Here is a 22,238-nt window from a genome sequence, read left to right as displayed (position 1 = left end):
CGCGAGCGAGCCATGAGCTACGCCGATGCCGAGCGCGTGAGCGCGCCGCAGCTGCTCGGGTTGGTCGGGGGGACGCCGGTGGTGGTCGTGGACACGCCACTGCCGTACCGGCACGGCGGGTTCCGGGCCAAGGTGGAGGGGGCCAGCCCCGGTGGGATGAAGGCCCGCGCGGCGGTGGCCATGCTGACCGCCGCCCGCGCCCGGGGTGACCTGCGCCCGGGTGCACCGGTGGTCGAGTCGACAAGCGGCACCCTCGGCATCGGGTTGGCCTTCGCCGGGCAGGCCCTGGGGCACCCGGTACGCCTGGTCGTGGACCGGGAGCTGGAGCCGTCGATGCGGGCGCTGCTGCGGGCGTACGGGGCACAGCTGGACGTGGTCGACGCACCGCATCCGGTCGGCGGCTGGCAGCAGGCCCGGCTGGACCGGCTGGCCGCGATCCGGGCCGGCACGCCCGGGGTGTGGTGGCCGGACCAGTACCACAACCCGGACAACGCCACCGGGTACGCCGGCCTCGCCGAGGAGCTGTTCGGCCAGGTCGACGAGGCGGACGTGCTGGTGTGCAGCGTCGGCACCGGCGGGCACAGCGCCGGGCTGGCCCGACGGCTGCGCCGGTGCTGGCCCCGGCTGCGCCTGGTCGGGGTGGACACGGTCGGCTCGACCATCTTCGGCCAGCCGGCCCGGCCCCGGCTGATGCGCGGGCTGGGCAGCAGCATCCATCCTGGCAACGTCGACCACGCCGCCTTCGACGAGGTGCACTGGGTAGGCCCGCACGAGGCGGTGCAGAGCTGCCGCTCGCTGGCCCGTCACGCCTTCGTCACCGGCGGCTGGAGCACCGGCGCGGTGGCCCGGGTCGCCGCCTGGGTGGCCCGTACCGAGCCGGCGGCCCGGGTGCTGGCGGTCTTCCCCGACGGCCCGCACCGGTACCTGGAGACGATCTTCGACGACGACTGGTGCGTCCGGCACGGGCTGCTCGGCCCGACCCGGGGTCACCCGGTGGAGATCCCGCACCCCAGGGCGGTCGAGGTGACCCGGTGGAGCCGCTGCCGCACGGTGGTCGATCCGACCCGGGAGCGCCCCCGCCGGACGAGGCACGAGGTGGCGGCATGGGCGTGACGATGTCCTGGCGCAGCTCTCCGCTGGTGCTGCGGGAACCACTACGGATCTCCCGCTCCACGATGGACCGGCGGGACGCGGTCACCGTCCGCCTCGACCACGCCGGCCACACCGGGTACGGCGAGGTGGTGACCAGCGTCTTCGCCGGCCTGGGCCTCGACCGGATCCACGCCGGGTTGACCGTGCTGCGGTCGCGGACCACCGGGTACGCCACCCCGGAGGCGCTCCACACCGAACTACCCGCGGTCGTCGCCGGGCTGCACCCGGGGACCGCCGCCGCGTTCGACGCCGCCCTGCACGACCTGCTCGGCCGGCTGGCCGGTCGACCGGTACACCGGCTGGTCGGGGCACCCGCGCCGGGTGCGGTGCCGACGGCGTATACCATCGGGCTGGTCTCCCCGACCGAGGCCGGTCGGGTCGCCGGGCGGCTGGTCGCCGCCGGGTTCCGGATCCTGAAGCTCAAGGCCGGCGACGACCACGACGTGGCCCGGGTGGCGGCGGTCCGGGCCGCCGCCCCGGATGCCCGGCTGCTGCTCGACCCGAACGGCGGCTGGACCGCCGAGGCGGCCGTCCGGCGGCTCGACGCGCTGGCCGGGTACCGGTTGGACGCCGTCGAACAACCGATCGCCGCCGGTCAGCTCGACCGGCTGGCCTGGGTGGCCGCCCGGACCCCGGTCCCGGTGGTCGCCGACGAGGACGCGGCCACCGAGGCCGATCTGCCCCGACTCGCCAGCGTGGTGGCCGGGGTGAACATCAAGCTCGCCAAGTGCGGCGGGATCCGGGCCGCCACCCGGATGGTCACCGCCGCCGGTGAGCACGGGTTGGCCGTCATGCTCGGCTGCCTGGTCGCCAGTTCGCTCGGCATCGCCCCGGCGCTGCACCTCGCCGGGTACGCCCGCTGGGTCGACCTGGACGGGCACCTGCTGCTGGCCGACGACCCGTGGACCGGCCTCGGTGGCCACGACGGGACGTTACGCCCGACCGGCACGCCCGGTCTGGGCGTGACGCCCCGCCGCCCCGACCCGTTGGACCCGGCCGGGTCGGCACCGCCGCCCGACCCGACGGCGTCGGCCCAGCCGGCCGCGTCGGCCCACCCGGCCGCGTCGGCCCACCCGGCCGCGTCGATCCAGCCGGCCGCGTCGATCCAGCCGGCCGCGGAGGTGATCCGGTGAGCGCCACCTGGCGTACCCTGCGCGGTTTCCCGGCCGCGATCCAGCTGCTGGTGGTCAACCAGTTCGGCGTGAACGTCGGCTTCTACCTGCTGCTGCCCTTCCTCGCCGGGTACCTCGCCGACGACGTGGGGCTCTCCGCCGCGCTGATCGGGCTGATCCTCGGTGTGCGCAACCTCAGCCAGCAGGGGCTCTTCCTGCTCGGCGGCACCGCCGCCGACCGGCTCGGCTCACGCGGGGTGATCATTGCCGGCTGCGCGCTGCGTACCGTCGGGTTCGGGTTGTTCGCGGTCGGGATGTCGCTGCCGGTGCTGCTCGCCGCGTCGGTGCTCTCCGGGCTGGCCGGGGCGCTGTTCAACCCGGCGGTCCGGGCCTACCTGGCCCAGGCCGCGCCGGAGCGGCGGGCCGAGGCGTTCGCCCTGTTCAACGTCTTCGCCAGCGCCGGGGCGCTGGTCGGCCCGCTGCTCGGCGGGGCGCTGCTGCTCGTCGACTTCCGGGCCGCCGCGCTCGCCGCCGCCGGGGTCTTCGCGGTGCTCACCGTCGCCCAGGCCCTGGTCCTGCCGGCGCAGCCGAAGGTGGCCAGCGGGCAGAGCGTGCTCGGCGACTGGCGGGAGTGCGTCACCGACCGCCGGTTCCTGCTCTTCACCCTGGCACTGAGCGCCCTGTACGCCTCACAGAACCAGCTCTACCTGGTGCTGCCGGTGCAGGCAGAGCAGGTCGGCGGGCACCCGGCGGCGGTGGCGGCGCTCTTCGTCGTCTCCACCGTGGCCACCCTGGCCTGGCAGGTGCCGGTCACCGGCTGGCTGCAACGGCACGTGGCCCGGGGGCCGGCCATCGCGCTCGGCCTGGCCGTGCTGGGCGGCGGTTTCCTCCTGCCGTTGGTGTCGCTGCCCGGCCCGGCCCCGGTACGGCTGCTGCCGGTGCTCGGCGCGGCCCTGCTGCTCGCCGTCGGGGTGCTCGTCGCCCAGCCGTTCGTGCTGGAGCTGATCCCGGAGTTCGCCCGCGCCGGGCTCACCGGAACCTACTTCGGCCTCTTCTACCTGGTCTCCGGGGTGGTCGCGGCGGCCGGTACCGCCGCCGTCGGCCGGGCGATGGACAGCGGCGGCGGTGCGACCGGCGTACCGGCGGTGGCCTGGCTGTGCTGCGCCGCGCTCGGGCTGGCCTCGGCCGGCGCGGTCTGGCTGCTGCACCGCTCGGGCCGGCTCGCCCCGGCCCCCACCCCGGCCGCGCCGGCCGTCGCCCCCGCCCCCGCCGTCGCCGGGGAGGGCCGGGCATGACCGGACCGACGGTCGCCACCGCCAACCTGCTCACCGACAACCCCGAGCTGTACGAGGCCCAGTTCCCCGACCCGGACCACCTGGCCGCCAGCTTCGTCGCCGACCTGGTGACCCGCTTCGCCGCCCCGACCGACAGCGAACCGACGGCTGCCGGAGTGGCCCGCGTGGCGTCAGGACGGACCGGTGCGGCCGGCCCGGCGGGGGTCGGGTGGCGGCTGCTGGACGCCGGTTGTGGCACCGGCCGGGACGCCGGTCACCTGGCCGGGCGGGGTTGGACGGTCACCGGGATCGACACCTCGGCCCGGATGCTGGCCCACGCCCGGGCCCGGCACCCCGGGGTCGACTTCGTCCAGGCGGACCTGCGCTCGTTCGCCCTGCCCGGACGCTTCGACGTGGTCAGCTGCCTGGACAGCGCGCTGCTCTACTGCCACACCAACGCCGACCTGGTCGCCTTCCTCGAACGGTGCCACACCCAGCTGGCCCCGGGTGGGCTGCTGGTGACCGAGTCGCGCAACGGCGCGTTCTTCCTCGGCAACACCGAACTGCTCGACGGGGTACGAACCCGCACCGTGCTCTGGCGCGGAACCCCGTACACATCGCACACTCTGCTGTGGATAGATCACGCTGAGCAGCTGTTGCGACGGAGGCGGACGTGGACCTGGCCGGAATGCGCCGACCCCCTGGTGCAGACCTCCGCCTGGCGGCTGCTCTTCCCGATGGAGCTGCGGCACCTGCTGGAGACCACCGGCTTCGAGGTGCTGGCCCTCTTCGACCACCCCGGCCCGCGTACCGACCCGCCCTGGCGGGCCGACGCCGCGCTCGGCACCGACCTGCGTGGCGACCGGCTGCACCTGGTCGCCCGCCGCCGCGCCGACCGGACCCGGCCTGACCCACCGCCCGACCTGCCCTGACCTCCCGCCCGACCTGCCCCGATCCAACGCCCGCCTCGCCCCGACCCACGGCCCGGCTTGCCCTCAACTCCCGCCCGATCCACGGCCCGAGCGGCGCCGCCCGAGGCCGCCGCCGGCCCGAACCACCCTGCTCAGGAAGGACCATTCCGCATGTACCCCTCGACCACCCACCTGCCGGCGCTGAGCCGGCGGGCCCTGCTCGGCGGCGCGGTCGCCCTCTCCACCGCCGCGTTGACCGGCTGCGGCGGCGACGAACCGGCACCCGACGCCGCCGGCACCCCCCGCCGGGGCGGCCGACTGCGCGCGGCCTTCGCCGGTGGCGGCGCCAACGAGACCCTCGACCCGCACCTGGCCAACCTCTTCGTCGAGGCGTCCCGGGCCAAGGCGATGTTCGACAAACTCGCCGACTACGGCCCCGACGTGTCGATCCGGCCCCGGCTGGCCAGCGGCTGGGAGCCCAACGGTGACCTGACCCGCTGGCGGGTCAGCCTGCGCGAGGCGACCTTCCACAATGGGCAGCCGGTTCGTTCCGCCGACGTGCTCCACAGCTACGCCCGGATCACCGACCCGAAGCGCGCCTTCCGGGCCCGCGCCAGCCTGGCCCTGCTCGACCTGCCGAACAGCCGGGCGGTCGACGACCGCACCATCGAGTTCGCGCTCACCCGCCCGTTCGCCGAGTTCCCCAACCTGCTGGCCGCCTTCGGCGCGTACGTGGTGCCGGCCGGCGCGGACAACTTCGCGCAACCGGTCGGCTCCGGCCCGTTCCGCTTCGACTCCTTCCAGCCGGGACGCTCCCTGCTGCTGCGCCGCTTCGACGGGTACTGGGACGGCGCGCCGTACCTCGACGAGTTGGAGTACGTGCTCGCCAACGAGGAGTCGGCCCGGATCAACGCCCTGCTCGGTGGGCAGGTCGAGTACGCGCACGACATCACCCCCACCACCGCCCGGACGTACCAGCGGGACGACCGGGTGACGATCACCCGGATGCCCAACAGCACCATGCAGGGCTTCACCATGAAGGTCGACCGGCCGCCGTTCGACAACCGGGACCTGCGCGAGGCGATGTTCCTGCTGACCGACCGGCAGCAACTGGTCGAGACGGTGCTCTCCGGTTCTGGACAGGTAGGCAACGACCTGTTCGGCAAGGGCTACCAGTACTACGCCGACGACATCGCGCAACGCACGCCGGACCTGGACCGGGCCCGCTTCCTGATCGACCGGGCCGGCGCCCGGGGACTTACCGTCAAACTGGACACCGCCGCCGTGGCCAGCGGCTTCGTCGAGGCCGCCAGCGGCTTGGCCGAGCAGGCCGGCAAGGTCGGGCTGACGGTGGTGCCGACCACCGGCAACAAGGACACCTACTGGCGGGACATCCTCACCGACGGGGTACTGGCCTGCTACCGCTCCGGGGCGATGCCGATCGAGACGCACATCTCCCAGCGGCTGCTCACCGACAGCACCACCAACGCCACCCGGTGGACCCGACCCGACTTCGACGCCCTGTACGCCCGCGCCGTCTCCAGCCCCGACGAGGCCACCCGACGACAGACGTACGGACAGATGCAGCGGATGCTGCACGCCGAGGGCGGCTTCCTGATCTGGGGCTTCGCCGACTTCCTGGTGGCCGCCGCGCCGCAGGTGGGTGGGGTGTCGGCCGACGCCCCGGCCAACACGCTGGACTGGGCCCGCTTCGACAAGGTCTGGCTCGGTTGAGTCTGCCCCGGTACGCCACCCAACGGCTGCTGCTCGGCCTCGGTCAGGTCGTCGGGGTCGCCACCGTCGTCTTCGTCCTGACCGAGGCGCTGCCCGGCGACGCCGCCGTGGTGATCGCCGGGGACCACCCCGACCCGGAACGGATCGCACTGGTCCGCGCCCAGTTGGAGCTGGACCAGCCAGCCTGGCAGCGGTACCTGGGCTGGCTGACCGGCCTGCTCCGGGGTGATCTCGGCGTCTCGCTGGTCTCCCAGCGACCGGTCTCCGGCGTGCTGGTGGCCAACCTGGGCCCGACCGTGCTGTTGGCCACGCTGACCCTGGCGCTGCTGGTGCCGCTGGCCATCGGGATCGGCGTGCTCGCCGCCCGACGCGAGGGCGGTCGACTCGACCGGGCCCTGTCCGCAGTGGTCGTCGGCCTGTACGCGGTGCCGGAGTTCGCCCTGGCGGTCCTGCTCGTCGCCGTCTTCGGCGTCGGCCTCGGCTGGTTCCCGCCGACCGCCGTCGGCACCGGTGGCGACCTGCTGTCCCGGCCCGCCGTGCTGATCCTGCCGCTGGTCGTGCTCCTGGCCCGGCCGATCTGCTCGATCAGTCGGCTCACCCGGGCCGGGATGATCGAGGCGGCCGGCTCGGCGTACGTCGGGCACGCCCGCCGGCTCGGGGTGCCGGGGCACCGGCTCTGGCTGGTACACGCCCTGCCGAACGCCCTCGCCCCGGTCGTACAGCAACTCGCCCGGACCACCGACTGGCTGCTCGGCGGGGTCATCGTCGTCGAGGCGGTCTTCGTCATCCCCGGGCTGGGCACCGCCCTGGTCGACGCGGTGACCGCCCGGGACGTCCCCACCATTCAGGCACTCTGCGTACTGGTCGCCGCCACCACCGTCACCGTGAACCTCGTCGCCGACCTGGTCGCGTTCCGGCTGGCCCCACGCACCGGGGCGCTGCGGTGACCGCGCCGGAGGACGACCGCACCGGCCCCGGGCCACACCCCGCTGAACTGGCCTCCCCGGGCGACCCGGACTCCGCCGGATCCCGGCGACGCCGGTCGCGGGCCGTGGCCGGGGCGGTGCTGCTCGCGGTACCGCTGCTGGTGGCCCTGGTCGGGCCGGTGCTGGCCGGCGACCCGGCGGACCGGGGCCGGCCGTTCACCGGCGACGGACCGCTCGGCACCGACTTCGTCGGGCGCGACGTGTGGGGGCAGCTCCTGCTCGGCGGGCGGTCCGTCGTCGGGGTCGCGGTGGCGGCCACGGCGCTGGCGTACCTGGTGGGTGTGCCCCTGGGACTGTGGGCCGCGACGACCCGCCGACGTTGGCTGGACGAGCTGCTGATGCGGCCGTTGGACCTGCTGTTGGCGATCCCGTCACTGCTGCTGCTGATCCTGCTCTCCGCCACCGCGCCGCGCGGACCGGCGACCCTGGTGGTGATCGTCGCCGTGATCGGCCTGCCCGAGGTGGCCCGGATCAGCCGCGCCGCCGCACTGCCGTTCGCGCACGGCCCCGGCATGGAGGCGCTGCGGTTGTACCGGGAGAGCTGGTGGCGACGGGCGGTCGGCCACGTCGGCCGGGGTGTCCGGCGGGTGCTGCTGGCCGACGCGGGGGTCCGCTTCATCGGCGCCCTCTACCTCGTCGCCACCGCCAGCTTCCTCGGCATCGGGGTGGCCCCGGACGCCGCCGACTGGGCGGTGATGGTCGACCGCAACCGGGCCGGCCTCGCCCTGCAACCCTGGGCGGTCGTGGCCCCGGCAACCCTGCTCATCGCCCTGGCCATCGGCCTAAACCTCCTAACCGACACCCTCTCTGTAAGGAAGGGCCCCTTGTTAACGCATTCGGTAGAGAAGGGTCCCCTTCTCACCACGGACCGCAGGCTCGACGCGGACCGCAACCGCGCCGCGGACCGCAGGCTCGACGCGGACCGCAGGCTCGACGCGGACCGCAGCCACGCCGCAGAGCACGGCGCTACCGCAGAGCGCGGGCCTACCGCAGAGCGCGGGCCTACCGGGGAGCGCGGTGGTCGGGGCGACGCGGAGGCGGGCCGGTGAGCCGGACCGTGCTGCGGGTGGCCGGGCTGCGGGCCGAGGCCGGGCGGCACCGGTTGCTCGACGATGTCTCGTTCACCCTGGCGGCCGGGCGGGTACTCGCTGTCGTGGGGGCTTCCGGCAGCGGTAAGACCACCCTCGGCCGGGCCCTGCTCGGCGAGGCCGGCCCGGGGGTTCGGCTCACCGGCCGGATCGAGGTCGCCGGTCGTACCGTCACGCCCGAGACCCCGCCACCGGCGGGCAGTATCTCCTACGTGCCGCAGCAACCGGCGGCGGTGCTCAACCCGGTCCGCCGGGTCGGCGCGGTGCTGCACGAGATCGCCGGCCGGCACATGCCACCGGGCGGTACCCGACGTGCCCGGCGGCACCGGGTCCACGCCGCGGCCCGCGCCGCCCTGCGGCGGGTCTCCCTGCCGGACGACCGCGACCTGCTGCGTCGCTTTCCGCACCAGCTCTCCGGCGGTCAGCAGCAGCGGCTGGTCATCGCCCACGCCCTGCTGGCCGGGGCCCGGTCGCTGGTGGCCGACGAACCCACCACCGGGCAGGACAACCTCACCCGACGCGACGTGGCGACCGAGCTGGTCGGCCTGGCCCGGGGTGGGATCGCGGTCGTCCTGCTCAGCCACGACCTGGACCTGGTCCGGATGGTCGCCGACGAACTGCTCGTGCTGCACCGGGGCGAGCCGGTCGAGTACGGCCCGACCGGCGAGGTCTTCGCCGCCGGCCGCCACGAGTGGACCCGCCGGCTCCTCGCCACCCGGCCGGTCGAGGCCCACAGCGCCACCAACCAGACCGGGACCACCGTCGAGGCCGGGACCGCAACCGGCCAAGCCGGGACCGTCGTCGTCGAGGCCGGGACCGGCACCGGCCAAGCGGGGACCGTCGACGGACAGGCTGTGCTCGCGGTTGTCGGGCTGGTCGCCGAGCACTCGTCCGCCGGGCGGCGGCGAACCGTCCTGGAAGGAGTGGGCCTCGACCTCGCCGCCGGGAAGTGCCTCGCCCTGGTCGGCCGTTCCGGCAGTGGCAAGACCACTCTGGCCCGCTGCGTCGTCGGCCTGCACCGACCGCGTACGGGCACCGTCGCCCTCGCCGGCCGTCCCCTGGCCGCCACCGTGGACCGGCGGCGCCTCGCCGAGTTGGCCGCCGTGCAGTACGTCTTCCAGGACGCCCGGGCCAGCTTCGACCCCTGGCGGCCGGTCGTCGACCAGGTCGCCCGCCCGGCCGTACGACTGCACGGTCGGTCGACGGCGGCGGCCCGGAAGGGGGCGCGGGCCGCTCTGGAGCGGGTGGGGTTGACCGGTTCCCTGGTGACCCGGGATCCGGGCCGGCTCTCCGGCGGTGAGCTGCATCGGGCCGCCCTGGCCCGGGCCCTGCTCGCCGAGCCCCGGGTCCTGGTCTGCGACGAGATCACCGCCGGGCTGGACGCGGTCACCCGGGACCGCATCCTCGCCCTCGTCGACGGGTTACGCCGGGTGGAGCGGCTCGCCCTGCTGGTGATCACCCACGACCGGGACGTGGTCGCCCGGCTCGCCGACCGGGTCGCCGTGCTGCACGACGGTCGGGTCATCGAGGACGGGCCGGCCACCACCCTGCTGACCTCGGCCCGACAGCCGTTGAGCCGATCGTTGTTGCACCTCGACGGGGCGGACGCTCAACCGGATCGCCGGTGAGCGGGGTGCCCGCCCAGGGTCACGTGACCGTGAGCGGGGTGCCCGCCCACGGTCACGGCAGCTCGAACGAGCCGGTGACGATCTCGCCCGCCGGCACGTACCTGCCGATCAGCACGCCGGTGCTGGAGACCGTGCTGTCGACGAGGTTCAGCCCGGCGGGCACGGTGCCCCCGGCGAAGAGGCGTTTGCCCGCACCGACCACGACCGGAAAGATCCACAGGAAGTACTCGTCGACGAGCTGGTGGCGCAGCAGGGTCTGGATCAGGTCCCCGCTGCCGTGTACCTGCAGCTCCGGCCCGTCGGTCTGCTTGAGCGCCGTGATCCCGGCGGCGGCCTCCCCCTCGACCAGTACGGAGTTGCGCCAGGCGAGCGACGGCCGGCCCCGCGACACGACGTACTTGGTGGCGTCGTTCAGCGGTTTGGCCTCGTCCTCCGGGGCGTGCGGCCAGTGCGCGGCGAAGATGTCGTAGGTCCGACGGCCGAGGAGCAGGTCGAAGGGCTTGCCCATCGCCGCCCCCATCGCCTCGTTCATCGTGTCGTCCCAGTAGTTGACCGACCAACCGCCGTGGGCGAAGCCGGCGTCGTCGTCCTCACCCGGCCCGCCGGGTGCCTGCATGACCCCGTCGAGGGTCAGGAACGTACTCACGATCAGTTTTCTCACCGGGTGGATCCCTCCGATTCCAGATGCCGGGGCGCGGTTCAGCGCGCCGCGGCGGCCAACAGGTCGTCGATCTGCCCGAGCGCCTGCCGGAAGCCCTCCTCGGCCCCCATGGCGAGGACGTGTTCGAGCTGTTCGAGGCTGGCGAAGCGGGTGACACTCGTCATCCGGGTGCCCGACCCGGTCGCGGTCAGGGTGACGCTGGCGTGGGTGGGCACGTCGGTGGCCACCGGTTCACCGTCGTCGTCGGCGAAGCCGTCGTCGAACTCCAGCCGGTACGGCGCCTCGATCGCGGTGATCGTCCACCAGCCGCGGGACTTCTCCCCCTGCGGGCCGGTCATGTGGTAGCGGGACTGGCCGCCGACGGTGAAGTCGTGCCGGTCGAAGGTCGCCGGCCAGCCGGGCGGGCCCCACCAGCGTTCCAGTTGGCGCGGGTCCTGCCAGACCTGCCAGACGCGCTCGACGCTGGCGGCGAACTCGGAGACGACCGTCAGCGTCAGCGCCTGTTCGTCGCGGTGTGAACTCACCACGGGCATCAGATTGTCACCTTTCCTGGTCCTCGTTCAGGATCTGGTCGATGCCGTGCACCCGGTCGCGCCAGATCCGCTCGTACGCCTGAAGCAGGTGGGCCGCCTTACGCAGGGCCTCCGGGTTGCCGTGCACGACCTGCTCCCTTCCGCGCCTCTCCTTGGTAACGAGCGCCGCCCGCTCCAGCACCGCGACGTGCTTCTGCACCGCGGCGAAGCTCATCGGGTAGTGCCGGGCGAGCGCCGACACCGACTGTCCGGTGTGCAGCACCCGGTTGACGATGTCGCGCCGGGTGGCGTCGGCCAGGGCGTGGAAGATGCGGTCGACCTCCGCCTCGCCCAGCTCACCTACAACCATGCGGTTGTACGTTAGCGAGGGTCGGCCCGGGACGCAAGCACCCCCGGCGGCGAGCAGGCCGGAGCAATTGCCAACACTTTGCAACAAGCCCTGGACTTGACCCCCCGATGTAACTACCTTCGGACTCGTGACTCCTTACGAAGCAACCGCCTGGCAGGAGAGTTGGGATCGGCAGCAGGAAGCGTTCATGCCGGACCGCGAGCACCGCTTCGCCACGCTCCTCGACGCGGTCGAGGCCGTCGCCGACTCCGCCACCCCACGCCTGCTCGACCTGGCCGGTGGCACCGGCTCGATCAGCCTGCGCGCCCTGGCCCGCCTCCCGCAGGCCCAACTGACCCTCGCCGACATCGACCCGGTCCTGCTCGGCATCGCCGAGGCGTCGCTGGCCGGGCGGGCCACCGTCGTCCGCGCCGACCTGCGGGACCCGCGGTGGTCGAGCGCACTACCCCACTCCGGGTACGACGCGGTCTTCACCGCCACCGCCCTGCACTGGCTGCCCCCGGACCGGGTGACCGCCCTGTACGCCGAGATCCGCCAGATCCTGCGCCCCGGCGGGCTCTTCGTCAACGCCGACCACATGCCCGACGACGGCCTGCCCACCCTCTCCGAGCGGCTGGCCGACTGGGCCACCAGCCGCCGCGCGACCCGGTACCAGGCCGGTGCCGTGCTCTCCTGGCCGGACTGGTGGGCCCACGTCGCGGCCGATCCCACCCTCGGCCCGTTGGCCGAGCAACGCCAGCGGATCTACCCCGCCGAGCACCGCCAGGAATGGCTGCCCCCGGCGACCTGGCACCTGGACGCCCTGCGCGCGGCCGGCTTCGGCGAGGTCGGCACGCTCTGGCGCGGCGGCACCGACGCCGCCGTGGCGGCGCTGGCCTGACCGACCCACGCCGGGCGGGGTCAGCTTCCGCCGGTTCCACAACGGCAGCGCCGGCGCCGGGCCGGGCCGCCGGGGCCAGGCCGGGCCGCCGAGGCCAGGCCGGGCCGCCGAGGCCAGGCCGGGCCGCCGAGGCCAGGCCGGGCCGCCGAGGCCAGGCCGGGCCGCCGAGGCCAGGCCGGGCCGCCGAGGCCAGGCCGGGCCGCCGAGGCCAGGCCGGGGGTCAGCTTCCGCTCGGGATCGGGTCGTCGTACTGGCCGGAGGGGCCGGTGAGCTGCCGGCCGGCGACCTGGGGCCAGGCGTTGGGGAGGCAGCCGTGCAGCCCCAACGTCTGCTGCTGCATCACCGGGGCCGGCCCGCCGGCGCGCGGGCACAACTCGTGGCCGCGCCCGAGCCGGTGCCCCACCTCGTGGTTGACCAGATATCGCCGGTAGGTCTCCAGGTCGTCGCCGAAGTGCGGCACCCCGTTGACCCAGCGGGCCACGTTGAGTACCACCCGGTCGCCGTTGCGGCAGGAGGTGTAGCGGTCGGTGAGGTCGCCGCAGAGCCGGCTGCGGGTGACCGGGGTGGCCAGGTGGATGGTGAAGTCGGCAGCGCTGCCCGCGCCGACCCGCTGCAGCCGCCACCGCCCGTCGGCGGTCCAACCCCGCTCGTCGGCGAGGATCGTGGCGACCTCCCGGCCGAACAGTTCCACATCGAGGTTGGTGATGCCATCCTCGACCGCGACCCGGTAACGCAGCAGCTCACCGGCGTTGCCGGCAACCTCGCCCCGGACGGTGGCGAAGCTCCACCGCTCGGTGCCCCGCTGCGGGAAACTGATGCCGGCCTGGTCGCTCCCGGGTGGGGTGCCAGGTACCGGTTGGCTGGTCGCAGCCGTCGCGCCCGAGGTGGGCCCCGGTTGGCTGGCCCGGGTGGGTTCCGGAGGGGCGGTCGCCGCCGTACGGACCGGGTTGCCGACCGCGCCGGCCGGATCAGCGGCGGCCCCGGCCACCGGGCGGCCGGTGGCGACCCCGTCGACAAGCAACGCGTCGAACCCGCCGTTGTCCGCCGTCCAGACCCCACCGGTGACCAGGACGAGCGCCGCCACCACCGCCACCGGCAGCCCACCGGCCCTGCGACGCCGCCGCCGGTGCGACCGGGGCAACCCCGCCGCCCGCTCCAGCCCGCTACCGCGCCGCCCTGTGGCCGCCCGCTGTCGCCCGCCACCACGCCGCCCTGCCGCCCCCACACCCATACCCATAAGGACGGACCCCACCAGCAAAAGGTTTAACGACCCCGGCACCGAACAGATCGTGGACGGTCCCACGGGCGGAAACCGTCCACGATCTCAACGCGGCTCGATGGCGGGGCAGTGGGTGTCGTGGGTGGGTGGGGTGGTGGTGATCAGGTAGGTGTCGATCACGGTCGTCATGCAGCCCTGGGTGTCGGGGTCCTGCCAGCCACGGGTGTAGACGCCGTGTCCCCACCCGTCGTACGTGGCCAGGACTCCGTGCCGACCGAGCTGCCGGGCGACGTTAGCACTGTGCCGGGTCGATGTGATCGACCCGGCACAGTGGTGCGCGTACTCCTGGGGCTGGCTCAGCTCTTGAAGGCGTCCTTGATCTTCTCGCCGGCCTGCTTGAGCTTGGCGCCGGTCTGGTCGCTGCGACCCTCGGCCTCCAGGCGCTCGTTGTCGGTGGCGCGACCGGCGCCCTCCTTGACCTTGCCAGCCACGTTCTGACCAGTGTTGTCAACCTTGTCGTCGAAACCCATCGTTATCAACTCCTACCGTCATCAAAGCCATCGCTGTTGGCTCTGATTTACCCTCGGTGCCGGCCGCCAACCCCCGGCCGGCACACTTTTGTCGGCAGGTCAGGGCGTGAAGGCACGCAGGCGCAGGCTGTTGGCCACCACGAAGACCGAGGAGAAGGCCATCGCGGCGCCGGCGATCATGGGATTCAGCAGGCCGGCGGCGGCCAGTGGCAGGGCGGCCACGTTGTAGGCGAAGGCCCAGAACAGGTTCTGCCGGATGATCCGCAGGGTGTGCCGGGCAAGCCGGATCGCCTCGGGTACGGCGGTCAGGTCACCCCGGACCAGGGTCAGGTCGCTCGCCTCGATGGCCACGTCGGTGCCCGTACCCATGGCCAGGCCCAGGTCGGCCCGGGCGAGCGCGGCGGCGTCGTTGATCCCGTCACCGACCATGGCCACCACCCGGCCCTCGCCCTGCAGCCGCTCGACCACCTCGACCTTGCCGGCCGGCAGCACCTCGGCGATCACCTCGTCGATGCCCACCTCGGCCGCGGTGGCCCGGGCGACGGTGGCGTTGTCCCCGGTGAGCAGGACCGGCCGCAGGCCCATCGCCCGCAGCCGGTCGATCGCGGCCCGACTGGTGGGCTTGACCACGTCGGCCACCACGAGGACGCCCCGGGCCCGGCCGTCCCAGGCCGCCACCACCGCCGTCCGGCCGCCGGCCTCCGCCTCGGTCACCGCCCGCCGCACCTCCACCGGTACGTCGACCTCGCGCTCGCGCACCAACCGGAGCCGACCGACCAGCACCTGCCGCCGCTCCACCGTCCCGGTGACACCGAGCCCCTCGACGTTGGCGAACCCGCTGACCGGCGGCAACCCGGCCGGCCCCGGCTTCCCGACGGCCGCCGCGGTGGGAACCGCAGCGGTGGGCTGCTCGGCGGCCGGGGCGGAACCCTCGGCGGTGGGCTGCTCGGCCGCTGCGGCGGGCTCCGGGGCGGTGGACCGCTCGGCGGCGGTGGCGATGGCGCGGGCGATCGGGTGCTCGCTGGCGGCCTCCACGGCGCCGGCCAGCCGCAGCAATTCGGCGCGGTCCTGGTCGGCGGCGGGTACGACATCCACCAGCGTCATCCGGCCGGTGGTGACGGTGCCGGTCTTGTCCAGCACCACGGTGTCGACCTGTCGGGTCGACTCCAGCACCTCCGGCCCCTTGATCAGGATGCCGAGTTGCGCGCCCCGGCCGGTACCGACCAGCAGAGCGGTCGGCGTGGCCAGGCCGAGCGCGCAGGGACAGGCGATGATCAACACCGCCACCGCGGCGGTGAAGGCCGCCGCCGGTCCGGCGCCGACGCCGAGCCACCAGCCGAGGGTGCCGACGGCGAGTGCGATCACGATCGGTACGAAGACGCCGGAGATCCGGTCGGCGAGCCGCTGCACGGCCGCCTTGCCGGTCTGGGCCTGCTCCACCAGCCGGGCCATCTGAGCGAGCTGGGTGTCCGCGCCGACCCGGGTGACGGTGACCACCAGCCGGCCGCCCGCGTTGACCGTCGCACCGACCACGGCCGAACCGGGGCCGACCTCCACCGGTACGGACTCACCGGTGAGCATGCTCGCGTCGACGGCGGAGGTGCCCTCGTCGACCACGCCGTCGGTGGCGATCTTCTCGCCGGGGCGGACGACGAACCGGTCACCCACCACCAGCTGGCCCACCGGCACCCGGGTCTCCACCCCGGCACGCAGCACGGCGACGTCCTTGGCACCCAGCTCCAGCAGGGCGCGCAGCGCCGCCCCGGCGGTCCGCTTGGCCCGCGCCTCGAAGTAGCGGCCGGCCAGGATGAACGTGGTCACCCCGGCCGCCGCCTCCAGGTAGATGTTGCCGGCGCCGTCGGTGCGGGAGATGGCCAGGCTGAACGGGTGGGTCATGCCCGGCTCGCCGGCGGTGCCGAGGAAGAGCGCCCAGACCGACCAGCCGAACGCGGCCAGGGTGCCCAGCGAGACCAGGGTGTCCATGGTCGCCGCGCCGTGGCGCAGGTTGACCCAGGCGGCCCGGTGGAACGGCGCTCCGCCGTAGACCACCACCGGTGCGGCCAGCACCAACGACAGCCACTGCCAGTAGGTGAACTGCCAGGCCGGCACCATCGCCAGCACCACCACCGGGACGCTGAGCAGCACCGACACCCAGAACCGGGTACGCACCGGATCGGCCGGCCCAGCGGCGGCGGCGGTCGATCCTGCGGCGGTCGGGCCGGTGCCGGTCGGCTCGGCGGCGGGGGCCGGCGGGGGCGGCAGGGCGGCGGTGTAGCCGGTCCTGCGCACCGTGGCGATCAGGTCGTCCGGGGTGGTCGCCGCGCCGTAGTCGACAGTGGCCTTCTCGGTGGCGTAGTTGACCGTGGCGGTGACCCCGTCCATCCGGTTCAGCTTCTTCTCGATCCGGGCGGCACAGGAGGCGCAGGTCATCCCGCCGATGGCCAGTTCGATCCGGTGGGGTGCCGACTCCAGGGGCTTGCCGGTGGTGGTCACACTCCGCTCCCGTCAGTTGTGCCCGTGACCCGGCACGCCGGGTGAACCCGAAGGGCTGAGGCTGGGGCTGGCCGGGGGTGGGGTGCCGGGGGTGCGGGGGCCGACCGCCTGGCCGACCCCGTACGCCGCACCGAAGACCACCACGAGGCCGAGCAGGAACCCGGCCAGCCTGGCCGCCGTGTTCACCGGTCCACGAGGTCGTAACCGGCCTCGTCGACGGCGGCCCGGACGGCGGCCGGGTCCAGCGGCTCCGCACTGGTGACGGTGACCTGACCACTTGCCAGGTCCACCTGGACCTCGTCGACCCCGGCCAGCGCGCCGACCTCGGCGCTCACCGCCTGCACGCAGTGCCCGCAGGTCATGCCCTGCACCTGGTAGATGTCGGTGACCATGTCCGTACTCCTCTCGACCGGAGCCCACCATATACCCATGGGGGGTATCTCAACCACTACCGGGTAGGGGTAATTTGTCCTGGAATACCCGCCGGGGGTAGGGCGTACCCTGGCGAACATGACCACTTCGACGCCCCCCACCCGGGGCTACACCGCCAGCAAGGACCAGCTTCTCGCTCGGCTGCGCCGGGTCGAGGGTCAGGTCCGGGGCATCGAGAAGATGGTGGACGAGGACCGTTACTGCATCGACGTGCTGACCCAGATCTCGGCGATCCAGGCCGCCCTGGACAAGGTCGCTCTCGGCCTGCTGGACGGGCACGCCCGGCACTGCATGCAGGAGGGCGCCGCCGAGGGGCACGCCGACGAGATGGCCACCGAGATGATGGCCGCCGTCGGCCGGCTGATGAAGCGCGGCTGACCCACAACCTCCGCACCCGTCGGCCGAGTGGCTACCATTCCCGCGACGGGCATCCGGGTCCCACCGCCGCCCCCGGTTCGCAGTCCGTGACCACTCCGGCACGCAACGCCGCGAACCGGACCGGTGTGCCGGCCGAGTGAACCGACCGGCGCGGCGACACGTAATCCGTCGTGGATCGTTTGGAGAGAGTCGCAGATGGGTGCCGACCACAGCCGTCCCGCCCCGCCCACCCCGCCGGGGGTACGGCGGGTCCTCGTCGCGACCGTGGTGCCGCTCTTCCTCGTCACCCTGGTCGCCGCGCTGATCCTCTGGCCGGACCGGGCACCGCAGGTCGACGGGGGCGGGGACGTGCCCCGGTACCACGGCACGGTGACCCGGGTGGTGACCGAGGCGTGCCCACCTGCCGCGCCGACCCCGGAGGGCCCCGCGTCCGCCCCCGAGGGCCCGTGCGGCACCGCCACCGTCCGGGTCGAGCAGGGACCCGACGAGGGGCAGCAGGTCGAGACGCCGATCCCGGACGGTCCGGGGGCGCCGACCATCGCCGTCGGTGACGAGATCGTCCTGGTGGAGTTGACCGATCCGGCCGACCCCGAGTCGAGCAGCTACAACATCGCCGAGCACCAGCGGGGCAAGCCGCTGATCTGGTTGGCCGTCCTCTTCGCTGCCGCGATCGTGGCCTTCGGCCGGTGGCGCGGCCTGGCCGCGCTCGGTGGCCTGGTGGCGAGCTTCGCCATCCTGCTCACCTTCGTGCTGCCCGGCATCAGCGCCGGCCGGTCACCGCTGCTGGTCGCGGTGGTCGGCGCCGCACTGATCATGTTCGTGGTGCTGTACCTCACCCACGGCATCAGCGCCCAGACCTCGGTGGCCGTGCTCGGCACGCTGGGCAGCCTGGTGGTCACCGGTCTGCTCGGCAGCGCGGCCACCGCCGCCACCCACCTGACCGGGTACGGCACCGAGGAGGCCACCACCCTGTCGATGTTCCAGGGCAACGTCGACCTGCACGGGCTGCTGCTCGCCGGGATCATCATCGGTTCCCTCGGGGTGCTGGACGACGTCACGGTCACCCAGGCCGCCACGGTCACCGAACTGGCCCACGCGAACCCGGGACTGTCCCGGCTCCAGCTCTACCGGTCGGCCACCCGGGTCGGCCGGGCGCACATCGCGTCCGTCGTCAACACCATCGTGTTGGCGTACGCGGGCGCGTCGTTGCCTCTGCTGCTTCTGCTGGTCGCCGACTCCCGACCGGTCAGTCAGGTGCTGACCAGCGAGTTCCTGGCCCAGGAGATCGTCCGTAGCGCGGTCGCCACGCTCGGGCTGATCGCCGCCGTACCGCTCACCACCGCGCTCGCCGCGCTGGTGACCGCCGCCGGTCGGGGCACCGCCACCGACCGGGCCGCCACCACCGCCGGAGCCCCCACCCCGCCTGGTGGCGGCACCGGCTCGGCCCGCCCGCCCGCACCGCGGGACGACGCGCTCCAGGCACTGAGCGCACCCCGGGCCGCCAGTCAGTCCCCCGACGCCCCCGCGAGGTGGCCCGACCAAGAAAGGAGCACCGACACCGCATGGTGACACTCCTCAGCGTGACCGCCGACGACTCCATTGATGAGAAGCACATCACTGGTCACGCGACATCGCGGAGAAATTACGCGTTGAGTCGGCATCCGGACGTAGATCCCAGCGCCGACTCTCGGGTAACCTCGCTGCCGGTCACCGCCGAAGGCGCGCACCCGCGCCAGCGGTACCGCCGCCCAATCGCCGAACGGCGAGCCGGGGAACCAGGTACATGGGGTGAATCCGCACCAGCGGTAGGGGCCACTTCCGTCCCGAACCCGTCAGCTAACCCGGTCGGCGGCCGACGGAAGGGACGACTGTGACGGCACTCCTACGCCGCTGGTTGACGCCGGCGGCGGCCGTGCTCACCGCACTGGCCATCTTCTCCGGCCCGCTGCCGGCCATGGCTCAGCCCGCCCAGCCCTCGGGGCACGAGGACGGCGACTCGAAGCTGCTCAACGACGTCATCGAGACGACCAACCGCAGCTACACCCAGGCCAAGTCCAAGCTGGAGAAGTCCAAGAAGCGGCAGCTGCAGCTCGACATGGAGGTGCGCCGCGCCCAGAACGAGCTGGACGAGCTGGCCCCGCAGGTCGGTCGGATCGCCGCCCAGTCGTACCGCAGCGGCCGGATCGGCGGGATGGCCATGCTGCTGGAGAGCAACGCGCCGGACTCGTTCGTCCAGCGGGCCCAGGCGCTCGACGAGCTGAACATGGTCAACGCCCGAAAGCTGGCCGAGGTGCAGACGGTCAAGGACAAGGCCGATCAGGCCAAGCAGGCCCTGGACGCCGAGGTACGCGAGCAGCAGAAGCAGGCCTCGGTGATGGCCAAGCAGAAGCGGGAGGCGGAGAAGTCGCTCGCCCTCGTCGGCGGCACCGGCCTGACCGGGGGCCTGGTGGTGGCCACGTCACCGGTGGCCAAGATCGCCCCGGGCCGCGACGCCAACGGCAACTGGCGCCCGATGAGCTGTACCGAGAACGACCCCACCACCTCCGGTTGCATCACGGCGCGCACGCTGCACATGTACAAGGAGGTCAAGCGGGCCGGCTTCGACCGGTTCGTCGGCTGCTACCGCCCCGGTGGCCCGTGGGAGCACCCCAAGGGCCGGGCCTGTGACTGGTCGCTGCAGAACAGCGGCTTCGCGCCCTGGCACAACAACGACACCCGGATGTACGGCAACAACCTGACCGCGTTCCTGGTACGCAACGCCGACCGGCTGGGCATCTACTACGTCATCTGGAACCGGCAGATCTGGTTCCCGGCCACCGGCTGGAGCTCCTACAGCGGACCGTCGAACCACACCGACCACGTACACGTCTCGCTGCTCTGACCACCCCGAGACACCGAACGGGCCGTCCCCCACGCGGGGGCGGCCCGTTCGCCTGTCCTGACCGGTGTGGGCGGGGTCAGCCGGCGGCCGGGGCGGCGGCCACCGTCCGCACCTCTCCGGCGGCCAGCTGGTAGGACATGCCGACCACGGTGCAGCGGCCGGCGGCCACCTCGGCGGCCAGCACGGCCGAGTTGCCCAACAGCTCCTCGACGGTCTGGGCGATGTGGATGTCGATGATCCGGGCCGGGTCGTCGACTCCCTGGGCGGCGGCCCGGCGCAGGCTGGGCACCACCGCGTCGACCACCGCGCCGAGATGTCCCGGCGGCCGGGCCCCGGTGCTGACCGCCGTCGCGGCCGCCTGCACGGCACCGCACGAGTCGTGCCCCAGCACCACCACCAGCGGCGTGCCGAGGACCGTCACCGCGTACTCGACGCTGCCCAGCACCTCGGGCCCGGTGGTGTGGCCGGCGGTCCGCACGACGAAGAGGTCACCCAGCCCACGGTCGAAAATGATCTCGGCGGCGAGCCGGGAGTCGGAGCACCCGACGATGACCGCGAAGGGGTGCTGTTCACCGGCGACCGCGGTGCGGTGTCCGACGTCCTGGTTGGGGTGCCGCGGCGTACCGGTGACGAACCTGCGGTTGCCCGCGTACAGCTCGGCGAGCGCCTGTTCCGGGGTCTGCGGCGGATCGGGCTGTGCCGACGGCGGCTGGGCGGGAGGAAGCTCCGGGTCCGACTGCGACCCGGTCGACGGAGTGGAGATCAACGTCCTCACCCTTCGGAAGGTGACCGGTCGACCCCGTCCGCCACGGACGCGGTCCGCCACCACGTTCACACGCAGCGCAAGACACGTCAAGCTATACGTGATATGCATTTCAGGTGTCGGGACGACGGTTCACGTCGACCGGCTCGCGAACGACGATCGTGAAGGCTGGTCGTATCTTGACGGACATGGCGACGACACCACGCGGAAGCGGGAGCACCCGGCACTGGACCTTCCTCACCAACCACGCGCACGTCCTGCTCGCCATCGCGCGTAACCCCACCGCCCGGCTCCGGGACGTCGCCGACGAGGTAGGGGTCACCGAGCGCGCCGCCCAGGCGATCGTCGCCGACCTGGAGGCCGGCGGCTACCTGCGGCGCACCCGGGTGGGCCGGCGCAACGAGTACACCGTCAATCCGGACGGCCACTTCCGGCACCCGGCCGAGGCGGACCGCCAGGTGGGTGACCTGCTCGCCCTCTTCACCGCCGATGCCGCACCCCGATCCACCCCCGCCGCCCCGCCCTCCTGACCGGATCCGGACCGCCACCGGGTGACCAGCCTCACCGCCGGTCACCGAACAAGTCGGCACCGCGGCTGAACCCGGAACCCGGGTGACACGTCGTGCCTGCCATGCCACGAAAAGCGGACAGCAACCCGGCGTCTCCGGCGACGTACTGGGAGAACCTCGGCGAGTTCATCATGAAGCACCTGGATGAACCCGCGAACTGGAAGAAGCCCCTGCCCGCCTCGGCCACCAGCGCGGACGGGACGACGCTCCACCCGGACACCGCGATCAAGAACGTCCTGAACCATGGCTCCTACCCGCCGGCCTGCCCCCCGCAGACCCAGGATCTGATCAACAACTACCTGCGGGTGGGTGCGATCGACGTCGGCTCGTTCGGCACGGACGCACACATCGACAAGCTCATCGCTCGGAAGTCGCCGTCCGCACCGACCGCGGAGATCGCCGCCCTTCGGTCGGCCGCCGCGCCGGACCCTGGACAGACACCGCCGACCACCGCCACCCGGCCGGCTGCCACCGATCAGCAACTGGGCGCCTCCGGGCCACGGCAACCCCACGGTCGTAACTGACGGCGTACCCCGGGGTGCGGGCCGACCCACCAGGTACGTCCACCTCGGTTGACAAAGGGCCATCCGGTGCCGGCGTCCACAAGGGAGTGAATGGGTCCGGTCACGTGGTTGGTCCCGGCCGGGCCGGGGCGCTAGGTTGGT

General features: G+C 73.4%; 24 protein-coding genes and 1 riboswitch. Of the genes, 14 read left to right on the top strand and 10 right to left on the bottom strand.

Going from position 1 to position 22,238, the window contains the following annotated elements; all coding sequences use genetic code 11:
• Positions 1-12 precede the first annotated feature (12 nt).
• From ACN28G_RS28860 to ACN28G_RS28825, 8 genes are all read left to right on the top strand, one after another.
• Positions 13-1,113 carry a PLP-dependent cysteine synthase family protein gene (locus tag ACN28G_RS28860; protein ID WP_421480781.1) on the top strand — a complete coding sequence of 367 codons (1,101 nt, stop codon included), beginning with the start codon at positions 13-15 and terminating at the stop codon, positions 1,111-1,113.
• The gene (locus tag ACN28G_RS28855; RefSeq protein ID WP_421480780.1) at positions 1,104-2,285 is read left to right on the top strand and encodes a dipeptide epimerase; all 1,182 of its coding nucleotides are present in this window, start codon (positions 1,104-1,106) and stop codon (positions 2,283-2,285) included. The genes ACN28G_RS28860 and ACN28G_RS28855 overlap by 10 nt, the downstream gene beginning before the upstream one ends.
• Entirely contained in the window at positions 2,282-3,559 is a 1,278-nt protein-coding gene (locus tag ACN28G_RS28850) for an MFS transporter (protein ID WP_421480779.1), read from the top strand. Before ACN28G_RS28855 ends, ACN28G_RS28850 begins: the two co-directional genes overlap by 4 nt.
• Positions 3,556-4,470 carry a class I SAM-dependent methyltransferase gene (locus ACN28G_RS28845; RefSeq protein ID WP_421480778.1) on the top strand — a complete coding sequence of 305 codons (915 nt, stop codon included), beginning with the start codon at positions 3,556-3,558 and terminating at the stop codon, positions 4,468-4,470. Before ACN28G_RS28850 ends, ACN28G_RS28845 begins: the two co-directional genes overlap by 4 nt.
• A gap of 150 nt (positions 4,471-4,620) precedes the next feature.
• Entirely contained in the window at positions 4,621-6,183 is a 1,563-nt protein-coding gene (locus ACN28G_RS28840) for an ABC transporter substrate-binding protein (protein WP_421480777.1), read from the top strand.
• Entirely contained in the window at positions 6,180-7,130 is a 951-nt protein-coding gene (locus ACN28G_RS28835; RefSeq protein ID WP_421480776.1) for an ABC transporter permease, read from the top strand. The genes ACN28G_RS28840 and ACN28G_RS28835 overlap by 4 nt, the downstream gene beginning before the upstream one ends.
• Positions 7,127-8,218, top strand: a complete 1,092-nt coding sequence (locus ACN28G_RS28830; protein ID WP_421480775.1) for an ABC transporter permease subunit — start codon at positions 7,127-7,129, stop codon at positions 8,216-8,218. The genes ACN28G_RS28835 and ACN28G_RS28830 overlap by 4 nt, the downstream gene beginning before the upstream one ends.
• Positions 8,215-9,885 carry an ABC transporter ATP-binding protein gene (locus ACN28G_RS28825; protein WP_421480774.1) on the top strand — a complete coding sequence of 557 codons (1,671 nt, stop codon included), beginning with the start codon at positions 8,215-8,217 and terminating at the stop codon, positions 9,883-9,885. The genes ACN28G_RS28830 and ACN28G_RS28825 overlap by 4 nt, the downstream gene beginning before the upstream one ends.
• A gap of 52 nt (positions 9,886-9,937) precedes the next feature.
• Here ACN28G_RS28825 and ACN28G_RS28820 read toward each other — a convergent pair whose 3' ends face one another.
• From ACN28G_RS28820 to ACN28G_RS28810, 3 genes are read right to left on the bottom strand one after another with little or no spacing between them, the layout of a single operon-like run.
• Positions 9,938-10,531, bottom strand: coding sequence for a dihydrofolate reductase family protein (locus tag ACN28G_RS28820; RefSeq protein ID WP_421480773.1), 594 nt, complete (start codon positions 10,529-10,531; stop codon positions 9,938-9,940).
• A 53-nt stretch (positions 10,532-10,584) separates the two neighbouring features.
• Positions 10,585-11,079, bottom strand: coding sequence for an SRPBCC family protein (locus ACN28G_RS28815; protein WP_421480772.1), 495 nt, complete (start codon positions 11,077-11,079; stop codon positions 10,585-10,587).
• 7 nt (positions 11,080-11,086) lie between these two features.
• Complete coding sequence (locus ACN28G_RS28810) at positions 11,087-11,428, bottom strand: ArsR/SmtB family transcription factor (protein ID WP_091433819.1); 342 nt, start codon at positions 11,426-11,428, stop codon at positions 11,087-11,089.
• A gap of 127 nt (positions 11,429-11,555) precedes the next feature.
• On the opposite strand from ACN28G_RS28810, the gene ACN28G_RS28805 reads away from it, so the two are divergent.
• Positions 11,556-12,308, top strand: coding sequence for a class I SAM-dependent methyltransferase (locus ACN28G_RS28805; RefSeq protein ID WP_091433818.1), 753 nt, complete (start codon positions 11,556-11,558; stop codon positions 12,306-12,308).
• 220 nt (positions 12,309-12,528) lie between these two features.
• Here ACN28G_RS28805 and ACN28G_RS28800 read toward each other — a convergent pair whose 3' ends face one another.
• The 6 genes from ACN28G_RS28800 to ACN28G_RS28775 all read right to left on the bottom strand — a co-directional run bounded on the left by ACN28G_RS28800 (position 12,529) and on the right by ACN28G_RS28775 (position 16,942).
• Complete coding sequence (locus tag ACN28G_RS28800; protein WP_308472683.1) at positions 12,529-13,392, bottom strand: DUF3152 domain-containing protein; 864 nt, start codon at positions 13,390-13,392, stop codon at positions 12,529-12,531.
• Positions 13,393-13,632: 240 nt separating this feature from the next.
• Positions 13,633-13,845, bottom strand: a complete 213-nt coding sequence (locus tag ACN28G_RS28795) for an alpha/beta hydrolase (RefSeq protein ID WP_268239701.1) — start codon at positions 13,843-13,845, stop codon at positions 13,633-13,635.
• 38 nt (positions 13,846-13,883) lie between these two features.
• Positions 13,884-14,057 carry a CsbD family protein gene (locus ACN28G_RS28790; RefSeq protein ID WP_091433814.1) on the bottom strand — a complete coding sequence of 58 codons (174 nt, stop codon included), beginning with the start codon at positions 14,055-14,057 and terminating at the stop codon, positions 13,884-13,886.
• Between the two features lie 99 nt (positions 14,058-14,156).
• On the bottom strand, positions 14,157-16,550 hold the full coding sequence (locus ACN28G_RS28785) for a heavy metal translocating P-type ATPase (protein WP_091433812.1): 2,394 nt from the start codon (positions 16,548-16,550) through the stop codon (positions 14,157-14,159).
• Between the two features lie 12 nt (positions 16,551-16,562).
• Entirely contained in the window at positions 16,563-16,736 is a 174-nt protein-coding gene (locus tag ACN28G_RS28780) for a hypothetical protein (protein WP_175440421.1), read from the bottom strand.
• Positions 16,733-16,942, bottom strand: a complete 210-nt coding sequence (locus tag ACN28G_RS28775) for a heavy-metal-associated domain-containing protein (protein WP_091433809.1) — start codon at positions 16,940-16,942, stop codon at positions 16,733-16,735. Before ACN28G_RS28775 ends, ACN28G_RS28780 begins: the two co-directional genes overlap by 4 nt.
• 118 nt (positions 16,943-17,060) lie before the next feature.
• Between ACN28G_RS28775 and ACN28G_RS28770 the strand changes: the two genes are divergently transcribed.
• The 3 genes from ACN28G_RS28770 to ACN28G_RS28760 all read left to right on the top strand — a co-directional run bounded on the left by ACN28G_RS28770 (position 17,061) and on the right by ACN28G_RS28760 (position 20,241).
• Positions 17,061-17,360 (top strand): metal-sensitive transcriptional regulator, encoded by a 300-nt coding sequence (locus tag ACN28G_RS28770; protein ID WP_091433807.1) that lies wholly within the window; start codon positions 17,061-17,063, stop codon positions 17,358-17,360.
• 195 nt (positions 17,361-17,555) lie between these two features.
• Positions 17,556-18,929 (top strand): YibE/F family protein, encoded by a 1,374-nt coding sequence (locus ACN28G_RS28765; protein ID WP_091433805.1) that lies wholly within the window; start codon positions 17,556-17,558, stop codon positions 18,927-18,929.
• A gap of 166 nt (positions 18,930-19,095) precedes the next feature.
• Positions 19,096-19,226: riboswitch (cyclic di-AMP (ydaO/yuaA leader) on the top strand.
• A 4-nt stretch (positions 19,227-19,230) separates the two neighbouring features.
• The gene (locus ACN28G_RS28760; RefSeq protein ID WP_091433804.1) at positions 19,231-20,241 is read left to right on the top strand and encodes a coiled-coil domain-containing protein; all 1,011 of its coding nucleotides are present in this window, start codon (positions 19,231-19,233) and stop codon (positions 20,239-20,241) included.
• Between the two features lie 76 nt (positions 20,242-20,317).
• On the opposite strand, the gene ACN28G_RS28755 is transcribed toward ACN28G_RS28760, so the two are convergent.
• On the bottom strand, positions 20,318-20,896 hold the full coding sequence (locus ACN28G_RS28755) for a carbonic anhydrase (RefSeq protein ID WP_229688416.1): 579 nt from the start codon (positions 20,894-20,896) through the stop codon (positions 20,318-20,320).
• Positions 20,897-21,192: 296 nt separating this feature from the next.
• Between ACN28G_RS28755 and ACN28G_RS28750 the strand changes: the two genes are divergently transcribed.
• Complete coding sequence (locus tag ACN28G_RS28750) at positions 21,193-21,534, top strand: helix-turn-helix transcriptional regulator (protein ID WP_421480771.1); 342 nt, start codon at positions 21,193-21,195, stop codon at positions 21,532-21,534.
• 101 nt (positions 21,535-21,635) lie between these two features.
• Entirely contained in the window at positions 21,636-22,097 is a 462-nt protein-coding gene (locus ACN28G_RS28745; RefSeq protein WP_421480770.1) for a hypothetical protein, read from the top strand.
• The last annotated feature ends 141 nt before the right edge of the window (positions 22,098-22,238 follow it).

The organism is Micromonospora sp. WMMA1923 (assembly GCF_049179195.1).
Classification (GTDB): domain Bacteria; phylum Actinomycetota; class Actinomycetes; order Mycobacteriales; family Micromonosporaceae; genus Micromonospora; species Micromonospora yangpuensis.
Note: the sequence above shows the minus strand (reverse complement) of the source record. Positions and strands in the feature narration are given on the sequence as shown.

Coding starts and splice junctions, on each gene's coding strand:
- ACN28G_RS28765 (WP_091433805.1), top strand. CDS start 17,556: ATGGGTGCCGACCACAGCCGTCCCGCCCCGCCCACCCCGCCGGGGGTA.
- ACN28G_RS28860 (WP_421480781.1), top strand. CDS start 13: ATGAGCTACGCCGATGCCGAGCGCGTGAGCGCGCCGCAGCTGCTCGGG.
- ACN28G_RS28745 (WP_421480770.1), top strand. CDS start 21,636: ATGCCACGAAAAGCGGACAGCAACCCGGCGTCTCCGGCGACGTACTGG.
- ACN28G_RS28815 (WP_421480772.1), bottom strand. CDS start 11,079: ATGCCCGTGGTGAGTTCACACCGCGACGAACAGGCGCTGACGCTGACG.
- ACN28G_RS28790 (WP_091433814.1), bottom strand. CDS start 14,057: ATGGGTTTCGACGACAAGGTTGACAACACTGGTCAGAACGTGGCTGGC.
- ACN28G_RS28845 (WP_421480778.1), top strand. CDS start 3,556: ATGACCGGACCGACGGTCGCCACCGCCAACCTGCTCACCGACAACCCC.
- ACN28G_RS28810 (WP_091433819.1), bottom strand. CDS start 11,428: ATGGTTGTAGGTGAGCTGGGCGAGGCGGAGGTCGACCGCATCTTCCAC.
- ACN28G_RS28855 (WP_421480780.1), top strand. CDS start 1,104: ATGGGCGTGACGATGTCCTGGCGCAGCTCTCCGCTGGTGCTGCGGGAA.
- ACN28G_RS28750 (WP_421480771.1), top strand. CDS start 21,193: ATGGCGACGACACCACGCGGAAGCGGGAGCACCCGGCACTGGACCTTC.
- ACN28G_RS28840 (WP_421480777.1), top strand. CDS start 4,621: ATGTACCCCTCGACCACCCACCTGCCGGCGCTGAGCCGGCGGGCCCTG.
- ACN28G_RS28770 (WP_091433807.1), top strand. CDS start 17,061: ATGACCACTTCGACGCCCCCCACCCGGGGCTACACCGCCAGCAAGGAC.
- ACN28G_RS28775 (WP_091433809.1), bottom strand. CDS start 16,942: ATGGTCACCGACATCTACCAGGTGCAGGGCATGACCTGCGGGCACTGC.